Genomic DNA, 21,151 nt, shown 5'->3' with positions numbered 1-21,151 from the left:
CGATGCCTGCCGTCAGGGATCATACGGAATACGTCTACCAGGTTGCGCACCAGTCTTCCGCGGCTGCAAGCTCGCCGGTGGCTGCATCCTGGCGTCGCTGCATGACGCTGCATGGCCTGGCGCCCGAGGAGAGGCGAACGCCGCTTCGACTGTCCGACACAGAGTTCCGATCGGCGCGACAGCGTTCGGCCGAGTTGATCGCCGAGGCGGGCGGCGAGCTTGACCGGCTGTTTGCCACAGTCGGCAAGGCCGGCTGCTGCCTGCTTCTGACCGACGACAAGGGCGTGGCGCTGGAGCGGCGCGGGGCGGTCGGCGACGATGCGGATTTCCGCGGTGTCGGCCTCTGGTCGGCAACGGTGTGGAGCGAGGCGAGCGTCGGCACCAACGGCATCGGCACGGCCATTGCCGACGAGCGCGCCGTCATCATCCAGCGCGACCAGCATTTCCTCAGCAGCAACATCGGGCTTAGCTGCACGACGGCACCAATCCGCGACCATCTCGGCCGTCTGGCGGCGGCGATCGACATCTCCACCTGCCGCGACGACGCGTCGGAGATCACCCTCTCGCTTTTGTCGCAGGCGGTGCGGGATGCTGCAGCCCGCATCGAGGCAGGGCTATTCCGCCGGGCCTTTGCCGGCTCGCGCATCGTGCTCGTGCCGGTCGACCGGGCAGGGCCGGCGCTCCTGGCTGTCGATCGCGACGATCTGGTAAAGGGCGCGACGCGCGCGGCGCGGCAATGGCTGGGGCTCGACGACAAACGCATCGCCGCGGGCATTCCAGCCTCCGACCTTCTGAAGGAAGGCATATCCGACGACGGCGCTGAGCTTCCAGACGCCGAGCGTGCCGCGCTCAGGCGCGTGCTCTCGCGTGCCAACGGCAATGTCTCGATGGCAGCCGAACTGCTCGGCATCAGCCGCGCCACGCTTTACCGCAAGATGAAGCGGCTCTCCGTCAACTGATCTTACTCAGGCATCCGTGGCTGCCCCTCTCCTCGAGTTTAACCCGAGGACTAACCCTCTCCCCGCCGAGCGGGGAGAAGGGACGTGCCCGCCCATCGCGGGTCGGAGCCTGATGTGGCGCGGAGAGCGAACCGCTTGCCCCTTCTCCCCGTGATGACGGGGAGAAGGTCCCGGCAGGGGGATGAGGGGCGTGTCCGAGTCGAAGCGATTGTCTCTGTGACGCATTGCATGCTGCACCGCAGCACAGTGACCCGACCCCACCTGTCTCACTTCTGAAACAGATCGCGTCGCCGGCATTCGCACCTCCCTATCGAAGACGCACGTTCGCGATCACCTTCCTCTCACAGCTTTGGTTGCTGGTTCACAGGGAGGAATGAACATGTTGCATCAGAAGATCGTCGAGAGCCCGTTCAAGCAGAAATACGGCAATTTCATCGGCGGTGAATGGCGCGAACCGGTGGCCGGGCGCTACTTCGACAACACGACGCCGGTGACCGGCGGCGTGCTGTGCCAGGTTGCGCGGTCGGATGCAGCCGACATCGAGTTGGCGCTCGACGCGGCTCATGCGGTCAAGGACAAGTGGGGGCGCACGGCGGCTGCCGAGCGGTCGAACATCCTCATGAAGATCGCCCAGAGGATGGAAGACAATCTGGAGCTTCTGGCGCGTGCCGAGACTTTCGACAACGGCAAGCCGATCCGCGAAACCATGGCGGCCGACATTCCGCTGGCGATCGACCATTTCCGCTATTTCGCCGCCTGCATCCGCGCCCAGGAAGGCTCGATCGGCGAGATCGACCACGACACGGTTGCCTATCACTTCCACGAGCCGCTCGGCGTCGTCGGCCAGATCATCCCCTGGAACTTCCCAATCCTGATGGCCGCGTGGAAACTCGCCCCGGCACTTGCCGCCGGCAACTGCGTGGTGCTGAAGCCGGCCGAGCAGACCCCGGCCTCGATCCTCGTCTGGGCGGATCTCATCGGTGACCTCCTGCCGGCGGGCGTGCTCAACATCGTCAACGGCTTCGGCCTTGAAGCCGGCAAACCGCTTGCCACCAATCCGCGCATCGCCAAAATCGCCTTTACCGGCGAGACGACGACCGGGCGGCTGATCATGCAATATGCCAGCCAGAACCTCATTCCCGTTACCCTCGAGCTTGGCGGCAAGTCGCCGAACATCTTCTTTGCCGACGTGCTGGCCGAAGACGACGACTATTTCGACAAGGCGCTCGAAGGTTTCGCGATGTTCGCGCTCAACCAGGGCGAGGTCTGCACCTGCCCGAGCCGGGCTCTGGTTCAGGAAAGCATCTATGATCGCTTCATGGAGCGGGCGCTGAAGCGCGTCGAGGCGATCCGCCAGGGCAACCCGCTCGACAGCGCCACCATGATCGGCGCGCAGGCGTCGAGCGAGCAGCTCGAAAAGATTCTCTCCTATATCGATATCGGCAGGCAGGAGGGCGCCGAGGTGCTGACCGGTGGCGGCCGCAACGTGCTGGAAGGTGAGCTGGCGGAGGGCTTCTACGTCAAGCCGACGGTCTTCCGCGGGCACAACAAGATGCGGGTGTTCCAGGAGGAGATCTTCGGGCCTGTCGTCTCCGTCACCACCTTCAAGACGGAAGCCGAGGCGCTGGAGATCGCCAACGATACGCTCTACGGCCTCGGTGCCGGGGTCTGGAGCCGGGACGCCAACCGTTGCTACCGCTTTGGCCGCGAGATCCAGGCGGGCCGCGTGTGGACCAATTGCTACCATGCCTATCCGGCCCATGCGGCCTTCGGCGGTTACAAGCAATCGGGCATCGGCCGTGAGACCCACAAGATGATGCTGGACCACTACCAGCAGACCAAGAACATGCTGGTGAGCTACAGCCCGAAGGCGCTCGGCTTCTTCTGAGCCGATTGCATCCCCCTCTCCGCCTTTGGCGGGGAGGGCCTCCCAGGTGCGGCCGAGGGTTCTCCTCCAGCACTCGCCCTCGGCCCCCTGAACTTGAAACCGAAAGGCGCGACACTTGATTTCGTGCATGTCGCGATCGCGAAACCGCTGCTCACTTTTGCGCGACATGCGCAAGGAGGCTCGATATGACCGCCACCGAACCGCGGGTGCTTGCGACCGACGCCGCGCTCGACTTCATCGCCGAGATCAGGCGTGACCATCCGGACATTCTGTTTCATCAATCGGGGGGCTGCTGCGACGGCTCGTCGCCCATGTGTTACCCCACCGACGACTACATCGTCGGCGACAACGACGTGAAGCTCGGCGAGATCGGCGGCGTACCCGTCTATATCAGTGCCAGCCAGTTCGAGGTCTGGAAGCACACGCAACTGATCATCGACGTGGTGCCGGGCAGGGGCGGCATGTTCTCGCTCGACAACGGCCGCGAGAGCCGCTTCCTGACGCGCTCTCGCCTGTTCGGCGGCGCTGAGGCCTGCCCACTGCCAACCACAGTCACAAGCGCCGGCGCATGACCGCACCTTCCGTCAGGGTGTCCTGACAAGCCGGTTCCTCGGTCGCGCGGCACGCGCGGACCGCTTTCGTGCGATCCGCGCGTGTTCTACTGCAGACTGCCGTCGCCGCCACGGTCTGCGGCCTTGAAATCGGCCATTACGCTGTTCAGGAACTCGCTCTGGGTGATCTTGCCGTCGCGATTTACGTTGATGGCGGCAAACTGTTGCGCGTTCAGGACAGGCGCTACCTCGTCGGCGCTCAGGGTGCCGTCCTTGTTCTTGTCCAGATTTGCGAAGGCCGTGGTCATGAAGCCCTGATATTCGGACCGGCTGATCACGCCGTCTCCGTCGCGGTCGAGCCGATCCATTTGTCCCTGATACATCGCCGCAGGCCTATCCTGGGCGGCGACCGGAGCGAACTGGCAAAGCACGGATGCCATCAGCAGCGCTACTTTTCGCATCTCGTAACCTTTCGCAATCAGCGGCAAGTCAAGGCAGCACCGGCCGCACCGCCAAGCGTGGCGCCGCCGCCGACAGCCCAGAGCTGGCCGCTGCCCGCGCCGATGGCCGAGCCGGCGAACCCGCCAAGGATTGCGCCGCTGACGGTTCCGGCAAGGCAGCCGAAATCGCCGGTGCTCGTCCGGGAGGACGTAGCAGTATTGCAGCCAGACAAGGCAAGGCCGCTTGCAAGAACGAGGGTTAGCGTAAAATTACTCATCTTTTCCTCCAAATTATCCGTGCGTGATCGGCATAGATCGGTGGAGCCGCCACCGGGGTGGCGCTGCATGAAAGTAGCTTTCCGAAGATATCCTTCGAAGTATCAAGAGGTCTTCTATTCGAGAAGAACCTTATCGATGAACTATGCAGTCTGCAGAGAAAGACGTTGCCTGCAGGGGGCAAATGCTACCCCTACGGATGGAAGATGACAACTCTTGGGGTGGGCAATTAAGCGCGCCGCCGCCTGGCCAGACGCGCGAGTATCACTGTAGCACTTTGATTTGTTGCACAATTTCATCCTTAAATAGTTTCCGATTTAAGGATCAAATTATGCGACAAGGCGTGCCGCACAAAAATGCGCAGCCGTTTTGCGACGACGACATACGTGAAATCAAGCTGTGGAAGCGCGTTGCATAAGGCTTCTTAAACGCAACGCGCTGGTCCGGAGCCACGGAAAATGACGGCCCAATCCCGCTTCACGAAAGCGGTTACTTTTGCCGGCGGTCGAGCCTGCCTCAGTCGAAGAGGCTCGAAACCGATTCCTCCTGGCTGGTGCGATTGATCGCTTCGCCGAGCAGCGTCGCCGTGGTGATGACGCGGATGTTGTGGGCGGACTGGACGGCCGTTGTCGGCTGGATCGAGTCGGTGATGACAAGTTCCTTCAGCATCGACGAGGTGACGCGGGCAACCGCGCCGCCCGACAGCACGCCATGGGTGATATAGGCGGTGACGCTGGTTGCGCCGTTCTTCAGAAGGGCTTCCGCGGCGTTGCAGAGCGTGCCGCCGGAATCGACGATGTCGTCGATCAGCAGGCAGTCCTTGCCCTTCACGTCACCGATGACGTTCATGACTTCCGATTCACCCGGACGGTCACGGCGCTTGTCGACGATCGCCAGCAGACAGTCGAGACGCTTGGCGAGCGCACGGGCGCGCACCACGCCGCCAACGTCGGGCGAAACGACCATGACGTTCTTCAGGTCATAGTTTTCCTTGACGTCGCGCGCCAGGATCGGGATCGCATAGAGGTTGTCGGTCGGGATGTCGAAGAAACCCTGGATCTGGCCCGCGTGAAGATCGAGCGTCAGAACGCGGTCGGCGCCGGCCTCGGTAATCAGGTTGGAAACCAGCTTGGCCGAGATCGGCGTGCGCGGACCGGGTTTGCGGTCCTGGCGGGCATAGCCGAAATAGGGGAGTACCGCGGTGATGCGACGGGCCGAGGAGCGGCGCACCGCATCGATCATGATGAGCAGTTCCATCAGGTGATCGTTGGTGGGGAACGAGGTCGACTGGATGATGAAGACATCCTCGCCGCGCACGTTTTCGCCGATCTCGACGAAAATCTCCTGGTCGGCAAACCGCCTTACGGTCGCTTTTCCAAGAGGCAGGTTGAGATAGTTGCAGATCGCTTCGGCCAGCAGCCGGTTCGAATTGCCTGCGAAAACCTTCATTGACGGACCGCCTTGAGCTGGCGCGGCTACCGTCCGGGTTCATCCGGGAGCGGCATTTTCCGCGCAGATTCCGAGAGCCATTCCAATCGCGGACAATCTTTGCGGGATGGCCGCCGTTCAGAGCTGATCGGCCGCTTTTTAGCGACACTGAACTTGAATGCAAGCGGAATGCTGCGCCGCGAAGCGCATTATCCTAAAAACTTTGTATCAACCGGGTCTGGATTGCCGCCATTCGAGATAGGCGTTGATAGTTTTGGTGGCGATGGCCTGCATGGTTTCGGCCGGAACGCCTTCCCACAGATCGGCACCGGCGGTTGCCACCGAGTCCTGGCCCTGAATGCGGTGGAGCCGATTGCCGCTGCCGTCGAGCACATCCCAGACATAGACGACCGTCGTCTTGCCGTTGTCCTTCAGCGCCGAGAAATAGCCCTTGAGGATGTGTTCGCTGCTGGCGTCGGCCGACCCCTTGATCGTCAGGCCATGGCTGCGCGCCTCTGTGCCGAGCTGTTTCGAAAGCGGCGTCACGGCTTCAACCGGTGCGCCGATGATCGGCAGGAAGCGGATCGTGCCGCCCGTCGCCGTGCTGGCGGAAGGAACGGAGGCGACGGCCGGCTGCTGTTGCGGCTGTTCCTGAACCGCTTCCGCGACGGGCTCGGATGTTTCGACCGGTGCGGGTTCGGCGAGCATCGCCGTGTTCTGGACCGGTTCGGTGCCGGAGGCGAGCCGGTTCGCCTGCGCTTCAAGCGAGCCGGCGGGATCGGTGTAGGTGCTGTCGCCGGTCGCATATTGTGTCGGCATACTGGCGGGCGCCGGCTGGGAGGCGAAGGCCTGGGTCCGTTGCACCGGCGAGCTTTGCACCGGAACGACGGCCGTCTGCGTCGACATCGACTCGAGATCGGATTGCGTCACCGGCGGCGAGCGGAACGTTCCTCCGCCGACGTCGACCTGCGGTATCAGCGCGTCCGTGCTGTTGCAGCTTGCCAGGGCGATGACAAGGCTGAGGCTTGCAATGGGCGTGAGAAGCTTTCGCATCGTTCAAACCGTCCGTCTTTCCTTCGCGGCAGGCCTGTGAAGTCATCTCCTGTTGTCTGCCATTTCAGCGGCAGTGTAGGCGGATTTCCCTAAGCAGAAATGAAGTCCAGCCCATAACGCGAAAGGGCGCGCGGCGTATCGGTGGTTGTGATGTAGGTCTGGCCAAGCGTCATGGCGGTGCCGCTGTCGGAATCCATGATGATCATGTGCACGAACAGCGACATGTCGGGCTCGATTTCCTGCGGGTTGCCGACATGGAACATCTGGTGCTCCATCCACGAGGGTGAAAAGCGCGCGCCGAGCGAATAGCCGCAGGCGTTCAGCCGATGCCGGGCAAGGCCGCGCTCGTCCATGATCTTGGCATGCACGTCGAAGACGGTGCCGAAGGTGTTGCCGGGGCGCAGCACCATCTCTATCGCCTGGATGGTTTCGCGGCAGGCGCTGTAAAGCTCGCGGTGGCGGTTGGTCGGCTCGCCGATGACGACAGTGCGCATCATGGCGGCGTGGTAATGGGCGCTGACGCCGGCCCATTCGAGTGTCAGCTGATCCTGGCTATCAAGCAGCCGGCGACCGGCCTTGTAGCGGCAGAGCAGCGCGTCGGCGCCGGAGCCGATGATGAAGTCGTTGGCCGGGTAGTCGCCGCCGCCGGCAAGGATCGCACCCTGCATTGCCGCGAGGATATTTGCCTCGTTGCCCCCGGGGCCGATGAGCGGCAGTGCCGCGTCGAGCGCGTCGTCTGCAAGGCTTGCCGCCCTTTCCACATGGGCGATTTCCGCCGGGCTCTTGATCAGGCGCAGGCGGCTGACGAGCAACGAGGCATCGATCAGCTCGCCGAAGGTCGAAAGCTGGTGGTCGACGAGGCGCGCGGTGCGGCCGGTCATGCCGTGGGTGTCGTACTCGACGCCGATGCGGTTGCCGAGCAGATCCATTTCACTCAAGAGGTTCTTCAGGTCCATCGTCGGGTCGGCGTTGACCCGGTCGACCCAGATCTCGATGCGCTCGATGTTGGAGGTGTGGCGGGCCTGGCGCAGGTCGGCCGAGCGCGTCAGAAGCACCATCGAGCCGTCCTTCTTGACCACCAGGGTCTGGAAGAAGCAGTAGCCGAAGGTGTCGTAGCCCGTCAGCCAGTACATGCTTTCCTGGGCAAAGAGCAGGACCGCGTCGAGCTTGTCTTCGCGCATCTTCGCGGTCAGCCGCTCAAGGCGGGCGGCATACTCCTCCTGGGCAAATTGCAGCGCCATGTCAGCTCTCCCGTATGCAAATTGCAGATATCTGCCGGCCGTAGTCCGGCTCCTGCCGATGCGTGGTGCGACGGTAGGAGAAGAAGCGGTCCTCGTCGGCATAGGTGCAGATGTCGAGGTTTTCGGCGGTAACGCCGGCAGCCGTCAGGCGCGCAATCGTCAGGCCGGGCAAGTCGAACATCGCGTGCCCATCGCGCTCCGATGGGCCGAAGAACTTGTCATAGCTGCCATCGGTCGCGAGGAACCGGTCGACGAACTCGGCGCCGACTTCGTAGTTGCGCCGGCTGATCGAGGGGCCGAGACAAGCAACGATGTGGCTGCGACGCGCACCGAGCGTCAGCATCGCCTCGATGGTGCTTTCGAGCACGCCGCCAAGCGCGCCCTTCCAGCCGGCATGGGCGGCGCCGATGACGCCGGCGTCGGCGTCCGCAAACAGGATCGGCCCGCAATCGGCCGAGAGCACGCCAAGCACCACACCGGGCGTTGCCGTCACCAGCGCGTCGGCATCCGGCCGGCTGCCGTTGTAGCTGTCGTCGACGACGACCGCATCGGGAGAATGGACCTGATGGACGGTGGCGAGCCGTTCCGGATCGGCGCCGAACCAGCGGCTGACGCGGGCGCGGTTTTCACCGACCCTGGCCTTGTCGTCGTTCGAACCGAGGCCGACATTCAGACCGCGATAGATCCCTTCGGAAACGCCGCCTTGGCGGGTGAAATAACCATGTGCGATCGCCGGACCGGCTTTGTCGCTGAAGAGCGAGCTCTGCACGGGGGAAAGCGCGGCATCGTGCTGCATCGGTGTCTTCGCCCTTTGCTTTGACGTGAGTTTCAAATGGGGTTGGGGGCACGTGCGGCCCGGTGAATGGCGGCTGATTTGCCGGCGCGATGTTGACCCGCGACGGCTGGGCTGTCAATTGCCGAACGACAGGGGGGCCGTCCGAAGGAGGCGCCTTGACCGTGGCGGCGAACGTCAAACTCCTGGAACAATGGGTGCTGCGGATACCCCAGGACGGCCGGCGAATTTACATCTGGCCGGCTGCGCCCGGTGCATTCAGCTCTTGGGTTTTCGGAACGGCGGAAGCGCGATCGGCGGGCTGCTGACGGCAAGCACCTTGAAGAGTTCGCCCATCTTGCCTTCGCCGGATCCGGCGAGCCTGTCGACATCCTGGCGGATGCCCTCCTGGGTCACGGCATCCTTATCGCGACCGAGTGCTGCGGCACGTTCAAGAAGGCCGAGGCCGATCAGGAAATCGCCCTGGTGGACAAGGCCGTTGATCTGCAGGCCATCGTTCTTCGCGCGGCGTGCGAGTTGCTCGAAATCGACGTGGCTGGTGAGATCGGCGCGGCCGGGATTGGCGAGTGGCGGGTCATACTGGTGATCGAGCAGCGCCTGCAGCGTGTCACCGTAATTGGTGGCCAGGTATCCGTAGTCGATGATGACGGCGGTGCCACCACCGATCTTCAACCGCTCGCAAAGGGCTGCCATGACGGCGTCGCGGGCTGGGGCGATCTCGAAGATCGTGCCTTCGGCAGCCGCGTGCGGGGGCGATGGCAACAATGTGGGGTCGATGCCGGCGATGCCAGCCGCAAACGCCAGTTCATCCTCGGCATCAAGGCCGACCATGCGTTCGCGGAACCCCTGCGGTGTGCGCACGAACTGGCGGATCGGAATGGCGTCGAAAAGCTCGTTGGCGGCCAGCAGCAGGAAACCTTCCGGCAGGGTGTCGAAACTGCCGTGCCATTGCACTTTCTCGCCATGGGCCACCAGCGTCTCCGCCTGGACCTTGCGCAACCGATCGCTCGTCTCGACCAGATGCACGCTGGCGGCGGCATAGAGCTCGGGTGAAAGGCGCCTGACGACCCGCAGGACGTCCGCCATCATCGTGCCGCGGCCGGGGCCGATCTCGACGATCACTGTTTGCTCCGGCGTGCCGTGCTGTTGCCAGGCATGAACCAGAAAGATGCCGATCATCTCGCCGAAAAGCTGGCTGATCTCCGGCGCCGTGGTGAAGTCACCCGCTTTGCCGAAGGGTTCGCGGACGCGGTAATATCCGTACTCCGGGTCCGCCAGGCACAGCGAGAAATAGTCGGTAACGCTGATCGGGCCGTTGGTCCGGATCAGCGTCTTGATCTTGTCCGCGAGTGGTGTCGTCATGCGTCCGTCCCGTTATGCGGCGGCGACGGCCGCCCGGCGTGCCCGGGCAATCGCCCAGATGCCGGCAAGCGCCATCGGCAGCGATAAAAGCATGCCCATGGTCAGCCAACCGCCGGCAAGATAGCCGATCTGCGCGTCCGGTTCACGGAAGAATTCGACGAAAATGCGGCTCGCGGCATAACCGAGCACGAAGATGCCGGTGACAAGGCCCGGCGATTTCAGCGCATGGCGGCGATAGATGAACCAGGCGATGACGGCGAGCAGCACCAAGCCTTCGAGGGCCGCCTCATAAAGCTGGCTCGGGTGGCGGGCAAAGGGGCCGCCGGTCGGAAACACCATGGCCCAGGGCGCCGACGATAGCCGGCCCCACAGTTCGCCATTGATGAAGTTGGCGATGCGGCCGAAGAAAAGGCCGATCGGCACCACGGCCGCGACGATGTCGAACATGCTCCAGATGGCAATGCCATTGCGGCGCGCAAAGATGATCATCGCCAGCGTCGTGCCGATGAAGCCGCCGTGGAACGACATGCCGCCGTTCCAGATCTCCAGCGCCCGGATCGGGTTTTCGAGGACGGAGCCGAGATCGTAGAAGAGAATGTAGCCGATGCGGCCGCCAAGCACGATGCCGCCGGCCGCCCAGAGCAGGAAGTCGTCGAGCTGCGCCAGCGTCGCTGCCGGTTCGCCATTGCGCCAGAGTGGCGTGTTCTGAACCAGGCGCCGGGCGTAGTACCAGCCGATCAGGATACCGGCGACATAGGCAAGACCGTACCAATGGACGGCAAGCGGGCCGATCTGGAAGATCACGGGGTCGATTTCAGGGAAGGGGAGAATGGCGAGGCGGGTCGCGATGGTTTCCAAAATGTCTTCTCGTTCCGGACCGGTTGTTTTGCCGGAACATGGCGATCGAATCCGGCGGGGTCAAGGCCGGTTACCACTGGTGGCCGGGCACAGTTTGGTGATTTTTCTTGCATCCGTCCGCGCCTGACCCTACCTGAAAACCAGGACCGCATCGCAATGCGAAGCGGCGGCTGAACATGGAGATCAGGACGATGAGCACAGGCGCCAACCGCATCATGGATGATTTTGCCAAGCTGATGACCGATGCCGCAGGAGCAGCCCAGGGTGTGCGCCGCGAAGTCGAGACCGCCTTTCGCGCCCAGGCCGAACGCGCGATGAATTCGCTCGATGTCGTCAAGCGCGAGGAATTCGAGGCGGTGAAGGAAATGGCGATCAAGGCGCGCGAGGAAAACGACGCGCTGCTGGCGCGTATCGAGGCTTTGGAAGCGCGTTTCGCCGAAAGCGGCAAGTAACGCGATTCCTGCCAAATAACGGCTTTTCAACGTTTTTACTTCGCCCGCGGATCGATTCTGCGGGCGTTTTGCTGTCGATATGCTTGGCCGTGTGAAACGCCGCACAGGGAGGTTAATAAAACCTGAAAAGTTTTCCACCTGTGGACACTGGCAAAAAACCCTTATGCCAGAGTCGCTTAAGCATCCGGGCTGAATGGAAATGACAACGCGCAACCGGTTGTACCCGGCTATTTTTGGGTCGGGGGGCTGGCAGCCTGACTCCGCCATTATACACTGATTTTAAATGATGATTCGAAACGGACCACACAAGCTCCAGGCAGGGTAAGTCAGCCAGGATGGATGTGAGTTCAGCAATCATATTGTGTTCTTATTCAGTGCCAGGTTTGCAGAGTTGCGTCTTGTGAACGTGATAACGCGCGCCTGTGTCGCGCCTACTAGGGTGATGCATGAGCCTTTTGGAAATGGAAATCGAGCGTCAGTCCAACCCGGTCGATATGATCGAGTTTGTGGCCGCCACCAATGACTGGTCATTCGAACGGTCGGGCGAGGACGAGATCGCCATGACCGTCGAAGGCAAGTGGGCGGATTACCACGTGTCCTTCTCGTGGATGGAAGAGTTCGAGGCGCTGCATCTTGCCTGCGCCTTCGACATCAAGGTTCCCGACAGCCGCGTCAACGAAGTCATCCGTCTGCTGTCGCACATCAACGGTCAGGTGCTCATGGGGCATTTCGATCTGTGGCGTCAGGAGGAGGTCGTGATCTTCCGCCAGTCGCTGCTGCTCGCCGGTGGTGCCGAGCCCACCAACCAGCAGGTCGAGGTTCTGCTCTCGAGCGCGCTCGATGCCTGCGAATCCTATTTCCAGGCATTCCAGTTCGTCGTCTGGTCTGGCATGGATGCGCAGCGCGCCGTCGACGCGGTGTTGTTCGAAACGGTCGGGGAGGCCTGACATGACTGCCGTCGCTTCCGGTCCCATCGTTCTCATCGGCGCCGGCAACATGGGCGGCGCCATGCTCAGCGGCTGGTTGAAGAGCGGCGTCAAGGGCGCCGACATTCTGGTGATCGATCCCGGCCCGCCACCGGCGATGGCACAGCTGATCGCCGACAATGGCGTCCGCCACGCGACCTCTGCCCCTGAAGGCATCGAGGCTGCGGTGATCTTCATTGCCGTCAAGCCGCAGGTCATGGAAGCGGTGCTGCCGCCGCTGAAGACGCTGGTTGGTGCGAGCACGGTCATCGTCTCGGTCGCGGCCGGCAAGACGCTTGCCTTCATCGAAAGCCATCTGGGTGCCGCCGCCACGGTGCGTGCCATGCCCAACACGCCGGCCATGATCGGCCGCGGTGTCACCGGCGCCTTTGCCAATGCCCGCGTCAGCGCGGCACAGCGCAGCCAGGTGCACGATCTCCTCAAGGTCAGCGGCCCGGTCGAGTGGGTCGAGACCGAAGCCGATATCGATGCCGTCACCGCCGTTTCCGGCAGTGGCCCGGCCTATGTCTTCTACCTCGTCGAGTGCATGGCGGAGGCCGGGCGCAAGGCCGGTCTCCAGGCGGACCTCGCCATGCGGCTCGCGCGGGAAACCGTCGCGGGGGCTGGTGAACTGCTTCATCAGTCCCCCGACGACGCTTCGAAGCTGCGCCAGAACGTAACATCGCCCGGTGGCACAACCGCCGCAGCCCTCGCGGTGCTGATGGCCGATGACGGCATGCAGCCGCTTTTCGATAAGGCCATCGCCGCTGCGCGTCAGCGCGCCGAGGAACTGGCCGGATAATTCCAGAGCATTGTCATGTCGGAAACGATTACTTTTCCAGATTTCGAACGCGTCGACATTCGTGTCGGTACCATCATCGAAGCCGAGGCTTTCCCCGAGGCGCGCAAACCGGCCTACAAGCTGAAGATCGATTTCGGCCCCGAGATCGGCATAAAAAAGTCATCAGCGCAGATCACCGTGCACTACCAGCCCGAGGATCTCATCGGCCGGCAGATCATGGCGGTGGTCAATTTTCCGCCACGCCAGATCGGCCCTGTCCGTTCCGAGGTCCTGACGCTGGGCTTTGAAGACGAGGCCGGCGCGATCGTGCTGGCTGCCATCGACAAGCCGATCCCCAACGGCCGAAAGCTGATGTGACCCGATGACAATCCATGTTGATCTGATACCCGAGCGCGTGAAGGTCTCCTGCCTTTGGCGTGCATCCGACGCGGCGCGCGACTGGCGTGCCAGTCATGTCCTCTCGCTGCTCGATCCGGAATTGCCCGAGACAGACGTGCCTGTCATCGCTGACGCAAGCCACCGCGTCGTGCGCATGCGCGACCAGGAAAACGCCGTCGCCACGCAGCACTTCCCTAATTTGGTGCTGGAAGTGTTCGAAGCGATGCGGCCGGCCGCCGACGATGCGTCGAGCCGCATTCTGGTGCATTGCCACGCCGGCGTCAGCCGGTCGACCGCCTTTGCCTACGGCCTGATCGCCCACCAGCTCGGTGCCGGCCGCGAGGACGAGGCTTTCCGGGCGCTGCTGACGATTACCAGAAAGCCTTGGCCGAACCGTAGGATCATCGAAATCCTCGATGCATCGCTCGGTCGCGAAGGCCGGCTGCTTGCTCCGCTCGATGCCATGCGCGCACGGCACCCGCGTCGCATCGATGCGTGGCATCGCTTCAACGAGCGGCGTGGCCTGGTTTCCATCTATACGCGCTAGCGAGCCGAGTTCGCTCTGTGTCGCTCATGCGTCCGGCAGCAACGCGTCGGCGTAGCGCCTGAGCGAGCCATTGTAGCGGGGCAGGTGACGCGCCAACCGGCCGAGCGCCAAGCCTGCTGCTTCGCGCGCCCGCCCTGCATCGACGAGCAAGAGCGCCAGAAAGGCGGCGACGGCATCATCGAGATCGTCCGACGGCATCGTGCGCTCGGCTTCCAACAAGGTTATGCTCTCGTCGATCTGCCCGAGATTGCGAAGTGTGCTTGCAAGCTGAATGGTCGCGCGGCGACGGCGAATACCCGTGAGACCGCCGGCAAGCGCCTGGCGGTAGAGGGGGGCGGCATTCGCCTCGTGTCCGAGGGAATCCTGAGCCGAGGCGCGCTCGAAGAGGCCGACAGGGTCGCCGTGAGGCAACTCCACCGCCAGCGCGTCGAGCCGCTCGACGAACATTCCTGCATCGATGCGGCCGAAATCGGCCCAATGCAGGGCCAGCCGCTGCTCCCAATCGTCCCAGTCTAAAGTGTCGGGCACGTCCGGCGTCTCCTCAGGCTTGGCATGTGTAAACGAAGCTGTTGCCGAAACAGGGATGGTCACGCCGGCACGCGCACAATTGCTCTCAGACCGCCAAGCGGGCTGTCGCCGAGCGTGACATTGCCGCCGTGACTGCGGGCGATGTCGCGGGCGATCGCGAGACCCAGGCCGGTTCCGGAACTGTCGAGATTGCGGGCCTCGTCCAGGCGGAAGAACGGCTTGAACACGTCCTCGCGCGAGCGTTCGGGAATGCCGGGGCCGTCGTCGTCGACGGTGATCGTCACCCATTTGGCGCTGTGGCGCGCGTCGATGTTGACGCGGTTGGCGTAGCGATAGGCGTTGGAGGCGAGATTGGCGACAAGGCGCGTGAAGGCGTTCGGCCGGACGCGGACCTCGTCCTCGCCCTCGATGGATGTCGTCAGCGTCTTGCCGTGCAGCTCCGCTTCGACGGCAAGGCGCGTCATCAGGTCACTGAGCTTCAACTGCCCGACGTCTTCCTCCGCCTCTCCGCGGGCAAACGCCAGATAGCCTTCGAGCATGTTCTGCATATCGTCGACATCCTGGTTGAGGCTGTCGAGATCCGGGTTGTTGCCGGCAAGCGCCAGCTGCAGCCGGAAGCGGGTGAGGATGGTGCGCAGATCGTGGCTGACGCCGGTGAGCATGGCGGTGCGCTGCTCGATCTGGCGTTCGATGCGCTCGCGCATCTGGATGAAGGCGAGGCCGGCGCGGCGGATTTCGACGGCGCCGCGCGGGGCGAAATCGTCGATCTTCTGGCCCTTGCCGAAGGCTTCCGCGGCTTTGGTCAGCGCCAGGATCGGCCGGATCTGCCCACGCAGGAAGAGGATGGCGATCGACAGAAGCACCAGAGAAGCGGCGACCATCCAGACGATGAAGATATGGGTGTTGGAAGCATAGGCCTGGTTGCGGCGGGCATAGACGCGCAGCATGCGGCCATCGTCGAGCTTGATGCGGATTTCGACGAGATTGGAATTGCCGACGGTATCGATCCAGAAGGGGCGGCGGATCTGGTTGGAAATCTCCTCGCTCAGGATCTGATCGAGGATCTCGAAGAAGGGTTTGGGTCGCGGCGGCGGCAGTTCGCCGCCCGGTTCGACCGAAATGCTGAGATCGAGCTGATCGCGGGCGATGCGGACGATTTCCGAGATATCGCGATCGGCAGGGAAGGTGGCGATGAGATCGACGATCGCGGCGACATCACCGGTGACGGCGGCCGACAGGCGCTGCGTCACCAGTTGCCAGTGCCGCTCCATGAAGACGAAGGCGACGACCGACTGAAGGAGAACCATCGGGATGATGACGATGAGCAGCGAGCGGGCATAAAGGCCCATCGGCAGCCTTCGGCGCAGCCAGCGGGTGAAGCGCTTCCACGGGTTGTCGGCCGGGCCTGCCGTCTCGCGCCGGATGCTGTCAAAGCTTGCCATCGGTTTCCGCTACGCTCATCTAGGAGATCACCACCCTAAAGCGCACCGCGACCGCTGGCGGTCGCTCCATGCGCCTCAATTTCTTTTTTCCGCGCATGCCGTTATCGCAAAACCGCTGCGCACTTTTGCGCGCCATGCTTTAGTCCACGCTCAACCTATAGCCGATCCCGCGGACCGTCTGCAGCCAAACGGGATTGGACGGATCGTCCTCGATCTTGCGCCGCAGGCGATTGATCTGGACGTCGATGGTGCGCTCGCCGACCTCGGCGTCGTCGCCGATCAGTTCATGGCGCGGGATCGTCTCGCCGGCGCGCTGGGAAAACAGCGTCATGATCTCCTGCTCCCGGTCGGTCAGGCGGATATGATCGGCGCCGCGCCGAAGCTCCTTGCGCACCACGGAAAAGGTGTAGGGGCCGAAGATCACCTGGTCGACCTTGGGCGCCTGCGCCGGCTGGTTGCGCCTGAGGATATTGCTGATGCGCAGAACCAGTTCGCGCGGCTCGAAGGGTTTTGACAGATAATCGTCCGCGCCTGCCTCAAGGCCCTCGATGCGAGAATTCGATTCCGCCAGTGCCGTCAGCATCAGGATCGGCACGGTCTTGATCTGGCGCAGGCTCTGCGTCAGCGAAATCCCGCTTTCGCCGGGCATCATCACGTCGACGATCAACAGGTCGAAATCGAGACCGACCAGCTTGCGCCGCGCTTCATCCGCGTCGGCAGCGGTCGTCACGCGAAAACCCTGTTCGACCAGATAGCGGTTGAGCAGATCGCGGATACGCCGGTCGTCATCGACGACCAGAAGATGGGCCGCATCGTCGGAGACTGTCGCTTTTGTTGTCATGCCTAGCATTCCCCCCGTCGCCCGCCGATCGCGGGCTTTCGACATTTCAGTCCCCGGCGCCGTTCTTCATGCAGGCAAGGAAGCGTTTGACGGTTTCGCGCGCGCCGGGACCCGTCTTTGCCAATGCATGGGCTATGCGGCGGGACTGTGGCTCGGCAAGCGCACGGGCCAGCGCCTGGCCTTCCTCGGTGGTATAGAGCATGCGCTGCCGCCGATCCTCCGGCCCTGTGACCTGACGGATGTAGCCGGAATCGATCAACTGCTTGAGCACGCGGGCCAGGCTCTGCTTGGTGATCTTCAGCGTGTCGAGCAGGTTAGCGACCGTCATGCCGGGTTCCCGGTCGACGAAGTGCAGGACGCGGTGATGCGCGCGGCCAAAGCCGCCTTTTTCCAGGATCGCATCCGGGTCGGAGGTGAAGTCGCGATAGGCGAAGAAAAGCAGCTCGATGATTTCGAAGTCGATCGTATCATCGTCGTGCGCGACCGTGTCGCCCACATATCGGGTGTTTTCTTTGGATTGGCCGGCCACGCGGTCATTTCCTTTCAGCCAAGTTGCAACTTACGAAACAATCGTAAAAATATGTCAGCCTTATTGACATATTTTTACGGCGTTGGTAGCGTCCATGCTCGGTAAGCGAGACATTTGGCGGCGGTAACACCTCAGGAGGATATGCCGCGCCGCACTGATCGCAAATCCAAAATCTCGAAATTGAATTTTCCCACAATCAGTTTGCCGATAAACTGAAAGCGGGACGATAATCAACAGCAAGAATGGCGCACCAGCGCCGGAGGACGACATCATGGCAGCGGTTCCTTTTGATCAGTTGGACGGCGAAATCTGGTTCAATGGCGAGTTCGTCGCGTGGAAGGATGCCAAGATTCATGTGCTGACCCACGGGCTGCACTATGCAAGTGCGGTGTTCGAGGGCGAGCGCGCCTATGGCGGCCGGATCTTCAAGCTGACGGAACACAACCAGCGCCTTCACAACTCCGCCGACATCCTGGGCTTCAAGATCCCCTATTCGGTCGAGGAACTGGATGCTGCAAGCGTCGAGCTTCTGAAGCGCCAGGGCTTTTCCGAAGCCTATGTCCGGCCGATCGCCTGGCGCGGCAGCGAGATGATGGGCGTTTCCGCCCAGAACAACCGCATCAACGTGGCCATCGCCATCTGGCAGTGGGGCAGCTATTTCAACCCGACTGAGAAGCTCAAGGGCATTCGCCTCGATATCGCCGAATGGCGCCGCCCGGACCCGAAGACGGCGCCGTCGAAATCGAAGGCTGCCGGCCTCTACATGATCTGCACCATCTCCAAGCACGCCGCAGAAGCCAAGGGCTATGCCGATGCGATGATGCTCGATTACCGCGGCCAGGTGGCCGAGGCGACCGGCGCCAACATCTTCTTCGTCAAGGACGGCGTCATCCATACGCCGGTGCCGGACTGCTTCCTCGACGGCATCACCCGCCGCACGGTGATCGAGCTTGCCAAGCGCCGCGGCTACCAGGTGGTTGAGCGGGCGATCATGCCGGAAGAATTGTCTGATTTCAGCGAGTGCTTCCTCACCGGTTCTGCCGCCGAGGTCACGCCGGTTTCCGAGATCGGCCCCTATCGCTTCACGCCGGCCACCATCTGCGAAACGCTGATGAACGACTACATGAAGGAAGTCTATCCGGTTGCAGCAGCGGCTGAATAACCGGTCATAACCTAATGCATGTCGCGCAAAAGTGTGCCGCGGTTTTGCGATAACGACATGCGCAAAAACAAGAACTTAAAGCGAGCCAAGCGAATCTGAACCATCGCGACGCGCTTTAAGTGCAGAAAAGGCGGCCCTTGGCCGCCTTTTGTCTTGCTACGGATATCGTTCGGAAGGCGTCAGGCTTGTTTGCCGAGGAACTGACCGACAATGCCGCTGAGCACGCCGCCGCCGACGAGGCTGCCAAGCGCCTGCATCGCAAGACCGGTCGCGGCCGCTTCGCCGCCGAGCATCTGGATCAGGAATCCCCCACCGAGGCCGCCGATGGCGCCGACGATCGTGCGTGCGACGACACTGAATGCCCCTTGCTTCAACACTGCGCTGGCCGCGTTTCCGCCGGCCGCCCCCGCGATCAATTGGGTAATGATTGGCATTAATGCTTCCATTGATCCCTCCGTATCGAGGCCCGTCGAAGACGAGCCGCCATATGCCGATGATCCGGCAAGGACAGGTTGAAGCCGAATCTTGAGTCTTGTCAATTTAGGGAAGTCACGGGTGTCTTCAGGGGAGGCTTTGCTCGCCAAAATGTTGCGATTTCACGCGGAAAATGGCGCATTTCGCGTTCTTCCACGCGAAAAGTGACAGAATTACTACAGGGTTTGAGTAGAGGCGCGGGCAACCGCAGCTATAGATCCGGGTGATTCGCTGCGGTGCAAACGAAAACTCCAGCGGCGCGGGCCGCTGGAGTTGATTGTGATTGCCCACCCAGGGCGCGTCTTGCTTATCGATAGACGTAAACGATACGGCGCGTCGCCGGCTCGACCAGAACCGGCTGGCCGTTGATGCTGGCATAATCGTAGGTGTAGTCGGGCACGCGGCGCACTTCGACAGCTTGCGGAAGCTCGGCGCCCACCACGACTTCTCCGTCGAGATAGACGGTATCGCCCGGATTGGTGGTGATATAGGTGCGCACGGTGTCCGGTGGCACGATCGGTTCGACGTCTTCGACAGGGCCAAGCAACTCATCCCCGGGCGCGGGCATCGGCGGGTCGCCTGCCTGCACCTCATAGGTCACCACGGGCACGGCAAGATCGGAGCGCCGATCCTGAACGACGACGGCCGATCCGCCGAGATCGGTTGTCAGATACTGGGCATAAACCCAGCCGCGAAGGCCGTTGACGTCGATACGGCACCACTTGCTGCCTTCGATGCAGCCGTCAAGCACGGCCGTGCTGCCGCGTGTGGCCAAGCCAACGGTCGGATATTGCGGGCCGGGGCCAGCGCGGACGTTGAGGTCGGTGACGGTGGTGGCGGTCATGGCCGCGAAGGCGGCCGAGCCGGCTACGAGTACGAAACCCGCAGCCGCGGCAGTTCGCAACAGGGGGCGGGTAAGGTTCTTCATCATCATGCTCCTTCGTTATGGCTGAGGGGCAAACGCGGCGATGGTGGGGATGTTCCCTGGGGAACGTCACGAAATGTGAAGGTGCGACATACTCAAGCTGCAACGGTCGACCCGGCGTTCGATGCAGGGAACCGTTTCGCGATCGAAGTGTTCTCCTGTCCATGTCGGGCGGGTGCCCGAGGGAAATGATCAGCGATATGCCCCGCGAAAAGACCATGAGCGGAGGCAGGAGAGGGAGGTTCGATGTCGAATTCAGCTGTTAATCCGGTAAACCCCGCCGTCAACGGATTGCGCCCGGTGGTGGCGATCGTCGTTGCCGCCGAGGTGTTCGTTGCAGCCTTGCTGCTCACCACCGTCCAACTGCCCACACCCCAATCCCCTTCAGCGGAAATTGCCAGCCTACGTTAAAGGGCACTGTGCCTTCTGTCGTTTGGCGCTATAGGTGTGGCAACGACATCTGAGCGAGGCGCTGACGGCATGCTACAGGCGGGCATCATCCCGGTTACCCATTTCCAGCAGAACTGCACGGTTCTTTTCGACGCAGAAACCAAGGAAGGCGTGATCGTCGATCCTGGCGGCGACGTCGACGTGATCCTGCAGACGATCAAGGAGAACGGCATCGCGCTCAAGGCGATCTGGCTGACACACGGCCATATTGACCATGCCGGCGGCGCCAAGGAGTTGAAGGAAGCGCTCGGGCTTTCGATCATCGGTCCGCACAAGGACGATCTGCCGCTCCTGTCGCGGCTGGAAGAGCAGGCCGAGAAATTCGGTCTGGCGATGAAGGTCGAAAACGTGGTGCCCGACCAGTGGCTGGAGGACGGCGATACCGTCTCTTTCGGCAACCATGTGTTCGAGGTGCTGCATTGCCCCGGCCATGCGCCTGGCCATGTGGTCTATTTCAATCGGGCGCAGGGCTTCGCTCATGTCGGCGACGTGCTGTTCCACGGTTCGATCGGCCGCACCGATCTTCCCGGCGGCAATCACCAGCAACTGCTTGATTCGATCCGCGACAAGATCCTGCCGCTTGGCGATCACGTCGGCTTCATCTGCGGGCACGGTCCCGGCGGCCAGATCGGCGAGGAGCGGCGTACCAACCCCTATCTGCGTGGTCTCTGACCCCTTACAGCGCCGCGCGCCAAATACGGCGCGCGGCGCTGTAACACTGTAAATTATGCAGTAAGGCGGCGATCCTGTTTCGAGGATATCGACCGGCAGCAATGAAAAAAGCGCATGCCCGGGAAAGGCATGCGC

Annotated in this window: 25 protein-coding genes; 11 read left to right on the top strand and 14 right to left on the bottom strand. The window is 62.5% G+C overall.

Features of this window, described 5'->3' with window-relative positions:
- Positions 1 to 2 precede the first annotated feature (2 nt).
- The 3 genes from AC1Q80_RS12730 (at position 3) to AC1Q80_RS12720 (ending at position 3,419) form a co-directional block, all read left to right on the top strand.
- Positions 3 to 959, top strand: a complete 957-nt coding sequence (locus tag AC1Q80_RS12730; protein WP_173420801.1) for a helix-turn-helix domain-containing protein — start codon at positions 3 to 5, stop codon at positions 957 to 959.
- Positions 960 to 1,338: 379 nt separating this feature from the next.
- Entirely contained in the window at positions 1,339 to 2,847 is a 1,509-nt protein-coding gene (gene adh, locus AC1Q80_RS12725) for an aldehyde dehydrogenase (protein ID WP_492360639.1), read from the top strand.
- A gap of 185 nt (positions 2,848 to 3,032) precedes the next feature.
- A complete protein-coding gene (locus AC1Q80_RS12720; protein WP_492360638.1) occupies positions 3,033 to 3,419 on the top strand; it encodes a DUF779 domain-containing protein in 387 nt (128 codons plus the stop codon).
- An 86-nt stretch (positions 3,420 to 3,505) separates the two neighbouring features.
- On the opposite strand, the gene AC1Q80_RS12715 is transcribed toward AC1Q80_RS12720, so the two are convergent.
- From AC1Q80_RS12715 to lgt, 8 genes are all read right to left on the bottom strand, one after another.
- The gene (locus AC1Q80_RS12715; protein ID WP_209791130.1) at positions 3,506 to 3,859 is read right to left on the bottom strand and encodes an EF-hand domain-containing protein; all 354 of its coding nucleotides are present in this window, start codon (positions 3,857 to 3,859) and stop codon (positions 3,506 to 3,508) included.
- A gap of 17 nt (positions 3,860 to 3,876) precedes the next feature.
- Entirely contained in the window at positions 3,877 to 4,116 is a 240-nt protein-coding gene (locus AC1Q80_RS12710; RefSeq protein ID WP_173420798.1) for a hypothetical protein, read from the bottom strand.
- 514 nt (positions 4,117 to 4,630) lie between these two features.
- A complete protein-coding gene (locus AC1Q80_RS12705; RefSeq protein WP_025427925.1) occupies positions 4,631 to 5,563 on the bottom strand; it encodes a ribose-phosphate pyrophosphokinase in 933 nt (310 codons plus the stop codon).
- A 207-nt stretch (positions 5,564 to 5,770) separates the two neighbouring features.
- On the bottom strand, positions 5,771 to 6,595 hold the full coding sequence (locus tag AC1Q80_RS12700) for a hypothetical protein (protein WP_492360637.1): 825 nt from the start codon (positions 6,593 to 6,595) through the stop codon (positions 5,771 to 5,773).
- An 89-nt stretch (positions 6,596 to 6,684) separates the two neighbouring features.
- The gene (locus tag AC1Q80_RS12695; protein WP_173420796.1) at positions 6,685 to 7,836 is read right to left on the bottom strand and encodes a M24 family metallopeptidase; all 1,152 of its coding nucleotides are present in this window, start codon (positions 7,834 to 7,836) and stop codon (positions 6,685 to 6,687) included.
- Between the two features lies 1 nt (position 7,837).
- On the bottom strand, positions 7,838 to 8,632 hold the full coding sequence (gene pgeF, locus AC1Q80_RS12690; RefSeq protein ID WP_492360636.1) for a peptidoglycan editing factor PgeF: 795 nt from the start codon (positions 8,630 to 8,632) through the stop codon (positions 7,838 to 7,840).
- A 255-nt stretch (positions 8,633 to 8,887) separates the two neighbouring features.
- Complete coding sequence (locus AC1Q80_RS12685; RefSeq protein ID WP_492360635.1) at positions 8,888 to 9,991, bottom strand: class I SAM-dependent methyltransferase; 1,104 nt, start codon at positions 9,989 to 9,991, stop codon at positions 8,888 to 8,890.
- A gap of 12 nt (positions 9,992 to 10,003) precedes the next feature.
- Positions 10,004 to 10,849 (bottom strand): prolipoprotein diacylglyceryl transferase, encoded by an 846-nt coding sequence (gene lgt / locus AC1Q80_RS12680; protein WP_173420793.1) that lies wholly within the window; start codon positions 10,847 to 10,849, stop codon positions 10,004 to 10,006.
- Positions 10,850 to 11,040: 191 nt separating this feature from the next.
- Between lgt and AC1Q80_RS12675 the strand changes: the two genes are divergently transcribed.
- The 5 genes from AC1Q80_RS12675 (at position 11,041) to AC1Q80_RS12655 (ending at position 13,993) form a co-directional block, all read left to right on the top strand.
- A complete protein-coding gene (locus AC1Q80_RS12675) occupies positions 11,041 to 11,301 on the top strand; it encodes an accessory factor UbiK family protein (RefSeq protein ID WP_173420792.1) in 261 nt (86 codons plus the stop codon).
- 446 nt (positions 11,302 to 11,747) lie between these two features.
- Positions 11,748 to 12,248 (top strand): type III secretion system chaperone family protein, encoded by a 501-nt coding sequence (locus AC1Q80_RS12670; RefSeq protein ID WP_025427918.1) that lies wholly within the window; start codon positions 11,748 to 11,750, stop codon positions 12,246 to 12,248.
- Position 12,249: 1 nt separating this feature from the next.
- Positions 12,250 to 13,068 (top strand): pyrroline-5-carboxylate reductase, encoded by an 819-nt coding sequence (proC, locus tag AC1Q80_RS12665; RefSeq protein ID WP_173420791.1) that lies wholly within the window; start codon positions 12,250 to 12,252, stop codon positions 13,066 to 13,068.
- 15 nt (positions 13,069 to 13,083) lie between these two features.
- Positions 13,084 to 13,425 carry a tRNA-binding protein gene (locus tag AC1Q80_RS12660; RefSeq protein ID WP_209790957.1) on the top strand — a complete coding sequence of 114 codons (342 nt, stop codon included), beginning with the start codon at positions 13,084 to 13,086 and terminating at the stop codon, positions 13,423 to 13,425.
- A 4-nt stretch (positions 13,426 to 13,429) separates the two neighbouring features.
- Positions 13,430 to 13,993 (top strand): protein tyrosine phosphatase, encoded by a 564-nt coding sequence (locus tag AC1Q80_RS12655; RefSeq protein WP_492360634.1) that lies wholly within the window; start codon positions 13,430 to 13,432, stop codon positions 13,991 to 13,993.
- Positions 13,994 to 14,017: 24 nt separating this feature from the next.
- Here AC1Q80_RS12655 and AC1Q80_RS12650 read toward each other — a convergent pair whose 3' ends face one another.
- The 4 genes from AC1Q80_RS12650 to AC1Q80_RS12635 all read right to left on the bottom strand — a co-directional run bounded on the left by AC1Q80_RS12650 (position 14,018) and on the right by AC1Q80_RS12635 (position 17,333).
- Positions 14,018 to 14,521: a tetratricopeptide repeat protein gene (locus tag AC1Q80_RS12650; RefSeq protein WP_492360633.1), complete on the bottom strand. Its 504-nt coding sequence runs from the start codon at positions 14,519 to 14,521 to the stop codon at positions 14,018 to 14,020.
- A gap of 59 nt (positions 14,522 to 14,580) precedes the next feature.
- Positions 14,581 to 15,963 carry an ATP-binding protein gene (locus AC1Q80_RS12645; protein WP_173420788.1) on the bottom strand — a complete coding sequence of 461 codons (1,383 nt, stop codon included), beginning with the start codon at positions 15,961 to 15,963 and terminating at the stop codon, positions 14,581 to 14,583.
- A gap of 139 nt (positions 15,964 to 16,102) precedes the next feature.
- Positions 16,103 to 16,804: a response regulator gene (locus tag AC1Q80_RS12640; RefSeq protein ID WP_065786378.1), complete on the bottom strand. Its 702-nt coding sequence runs from the start codon at positions 16,802 to 16,804 to the stop codon at positions 16,103 to 16,105.
- Between the two features lie 46 nt (positions 16,805 to 16,850).
- Entirely contained in the window at positions 16,851 to 17,333 is a 483-nt protein-coding gene (locus tag AC1Q80_RS12635) for a MarR family winged helix-turn-helix transcriptional regulator (protein ID WP_077504817.1), read from the bottom strand.
- Between the two features lie 271 nt (positions 17,334 to 17,604).
- Here AC1Q80_RS12635 and AC1Q80_RS12630 point away from each other — a divergent pair, with 271 nt between their 5' ends.
- The gene (locus AC1Q80_RS12630) at positions 17,605 to 18,495 is read left to right on the top strand and encodes a branched-chain amino acid aminotransferase (RefSeq protein WP_173420787.1); all 891 of its coding nucleotides are present in this window, start codon (positions 17,605 to 17,607) and stop codon (positions 18,493 to 18,495) included.
- A 179-nt stretch (positions 18,496 to 18,674) separates the two neighbouring features.
- Here the strand turns inward: AC1Q80_RS12630 and AC1Q80_RS12625 are convergent, their stop codons facing one another.
- Together AC1Q80_RS12625 and AC1Q80_RS12620 are read right to left on the bottom strand one after the other, a co-directional pair.
- The gene (locus AC1Q80_RS12625; RefSeq protein ID WP_173420786.1) at positions 18,675 to 18,941 is read right to left on the bottom strand and encodes a hypothetical protein; all 267 of its coding nucleotides are present in this window, start codon (positions 18,939 to 18,941) and stop codon (positions 18,675 to 18,677) included.
- Between the two features lie 335 nt (positions 18,942 to 19,276).
- On the bottom strand, positions 19,277 to 19,897 hold the full coding sequence (locus AC1Q80_RS12620) for a DUF1236 domain-containing protein (RefSeq protein WP_173420785.1): 621 nt from the start codon (positions 19,895 to 19,897) through the stop codon (positions 19,277 to 19,279).
- A gap of 243 nt (positions 19,898 to 20,140) precedes the next feature.
- Between AC1Q80_RS12620 and AC1Q80_RS12615 the strand changes: the two genes are divergently transcribed.
- Together AC1Q80_RS12615 and AC1Q80_RS12610 are read left to right on the top strand one after the other, a co-directional pair.
- Positions 20,141 to 20,305, top strand: a complete 165-nt coding sequence (locus tag AC1Q80_RS12615) for a hypothetical protein (protein WP_209790955.1) — start codon at positions 20,141 to 20,143, stop codon at positions 20,303 to 20,305.
- Positions 20,306 to 20,374: 69 nt separating this feature from the next.
- A complete protein-coding gene (locus AC1Q80_RS12610; RefSeq protein ID WP_173421065.1) occupies positions 20,375 to 21,016 on the top strand; it encodes an MBL fold metallo-hydrolase in 642 nt (213 codons plus the stop codon).
- The last annotated feature ends 135 nt before the right edge of the window (positions 21,017 to 21,151 follow it).

This window comes from Ensifer sp. GW823-FHT05D09 (genome assembly GCF_058795755.1).
Note: the sequence above shows the minus strand (reverse complement) of the source record. Positions and strands in the feature narration are given on the sequence as shown.

Excerpts from the sequence above, each read along its gene's own strand:
- AC1Q80_RS12730 (WP_173420801.1), top strand. The coding sequence starts at position 3 with ATGCCTGCCGTCAGGGATCATACGGAATACGTCTACCAGGTTGCGCAC.
- adh (WP_492360639.1), top strand. The coding sequence starts at position 1,339 with ATGTTGCATCAGAAGATCGTCGAGAGCCCGTTCAAGCAGAAATACGGC.
- AC1Q80_RS12720 (WP_492360638.1), top strand. The coding sequence starts at position 3,033 with ATGACCGCCACCGAACCGCGGGTGCTTGCGACCGACGCCGCGCTCGAC.
- AC1Q80_RS12715 (WP_209791130.1), bottom strand. The coding sequence starts at position 3,859 with ATGCGAAAAGTAGCGCTGCTGATGGCATCCGTGCTTTGCCAGTTCGCT.
- AC1Q80_RS12710 (WP_173420798.1), bottom strand. The coding sequence starts at position 4,116 with ATGAGTAATTTTACGCTAACCCTCGTTCTTGCAAGCGGCCTTGCCTTG.
- AC1Q80_RS12705 (WP_025427925.1), bottom strand. The coding sequence starts at position 5,563 with ATGAAGGTTTTCGCAGGCAATTCGAACCGGCTGCTGGCCGAAGCGATC.
- AC1Q80_RS12700 (WP_492360637.1), bottom strand. The coding sequence starts at position 6,595 with ATGCGAAAGCTTCTCACGCCCATTGCAAGCCTCAGCCTTGTCATCGCC.
- AC1Q80_RS12695 (WP_173420796.1), bottom strand. The coding sequence starts at position 7,836 with ATGGCGCTGCAATTTGCCCAGGAGGAGTATGCCGCCCGCCTTGAGCGG.
- pgeF (WP_492360636.1), bottom strand. The coding sequence starts at position 8,632 with ATGCAGCACGATGCCGCGCTTTCCCCCGTGCAGAGCTCGCTCTTCAGC.
- AC1Q80_RS12685 (WP_492360635.1), bottom strand. The coding sequence starts at position 9,991 with ATGACGACACCACTCGCGGACAAGATCAAGACGCTGATCCGGACCAAC.
- AC1Q80_RS12675 (WP_173420792.1), top strand. The coding sequence starts at position 11,041 with ATGAGCACAGGCGCCAACCGCATCATGGATGATTTTGCCAAGCTGATG.
- AC1Q80_RS12670 (WP_025427918.1), top strand. The coding sequence starts at position 11,748 with ATGAGCCTTTTGGAAATGGAAATCGAGCGTCAGTCCAACCCGGTCGAT.
- proC (WP_173420791.1), top strand. The coding sequence starts at position 12,250 with ATGACTGCCGTCGCTTCCGGTCCCATCGTTCTCATCGGCGCCGGCAAC.
- AC1Q80_RS12660 (WP_209790957.1), top strand. The coding sequence starts at position 13,084 with ATGTCGGAAACGATTACTTTTCCAGATTTCGAACGCGTCGACATTCGT.
- AC1Q80_RS12655 (WP_492360634.1), top strand. The coding sequence starts at position 13,430 with ATGACAATCCATGTTGATCTGATACCCGAGCGCGTGAAGGTCTCCTGC.
- AC1Q80_RS12645 (WP_173420788.1), bottom strand. The coding sequence starts at position 15,963 with ATGGCAAGCTTTGACAGCATCCGGCGCGAGACGGCAGGCCCGGCCGAC.
- AC1Q80_RS12640 (WP_065786378.1), bottom strand. The coding sequence starts at position 16,804 with ATGACAACAAAAGCGACAGTCTCCGACGATGCGGCCCATCTTCTGGTC.
- AC1Q80_RS12630 (WP_173420787.1), top strand. The coding sequence starts at position 17,605 with ATGGCAGCGGTTCCTTTTGATCAGTTGGACGGCGAAATCTGGTTCAAT.
- AC1Q80_RS12625 (WP_173420786.1), bottom strand. The coding sequence starts at position 18,941 with ATGGAAGCATTAATGCCAATCATTACCCAATTGATCGCGGGGGCGGCC.
- AC1Q80_RS12620 (WP_173420785.1), bottom strand. The coding sequence starts at position 19,897 with ATGAAGAACCTTACCCGCCCCCTGTTGCGAACTGCCGCGGCTGCGGGT.
- AC1Q80_RS12615 (WP_209790955.1), top strand. The coding sequence starts at position 20,141 with ATGTCGAATTCAGCTGTTAATCCGGTAAACCCCGCCGTCAACGGATTG.
- AC1Q80_RS12610 (WP_173421065.1), top strand. The coding sequence starts at position 20,375 with ATGCTACAGGCGGGCATCATCCCGGTTACCCATTTCCAGCAGAACTGC.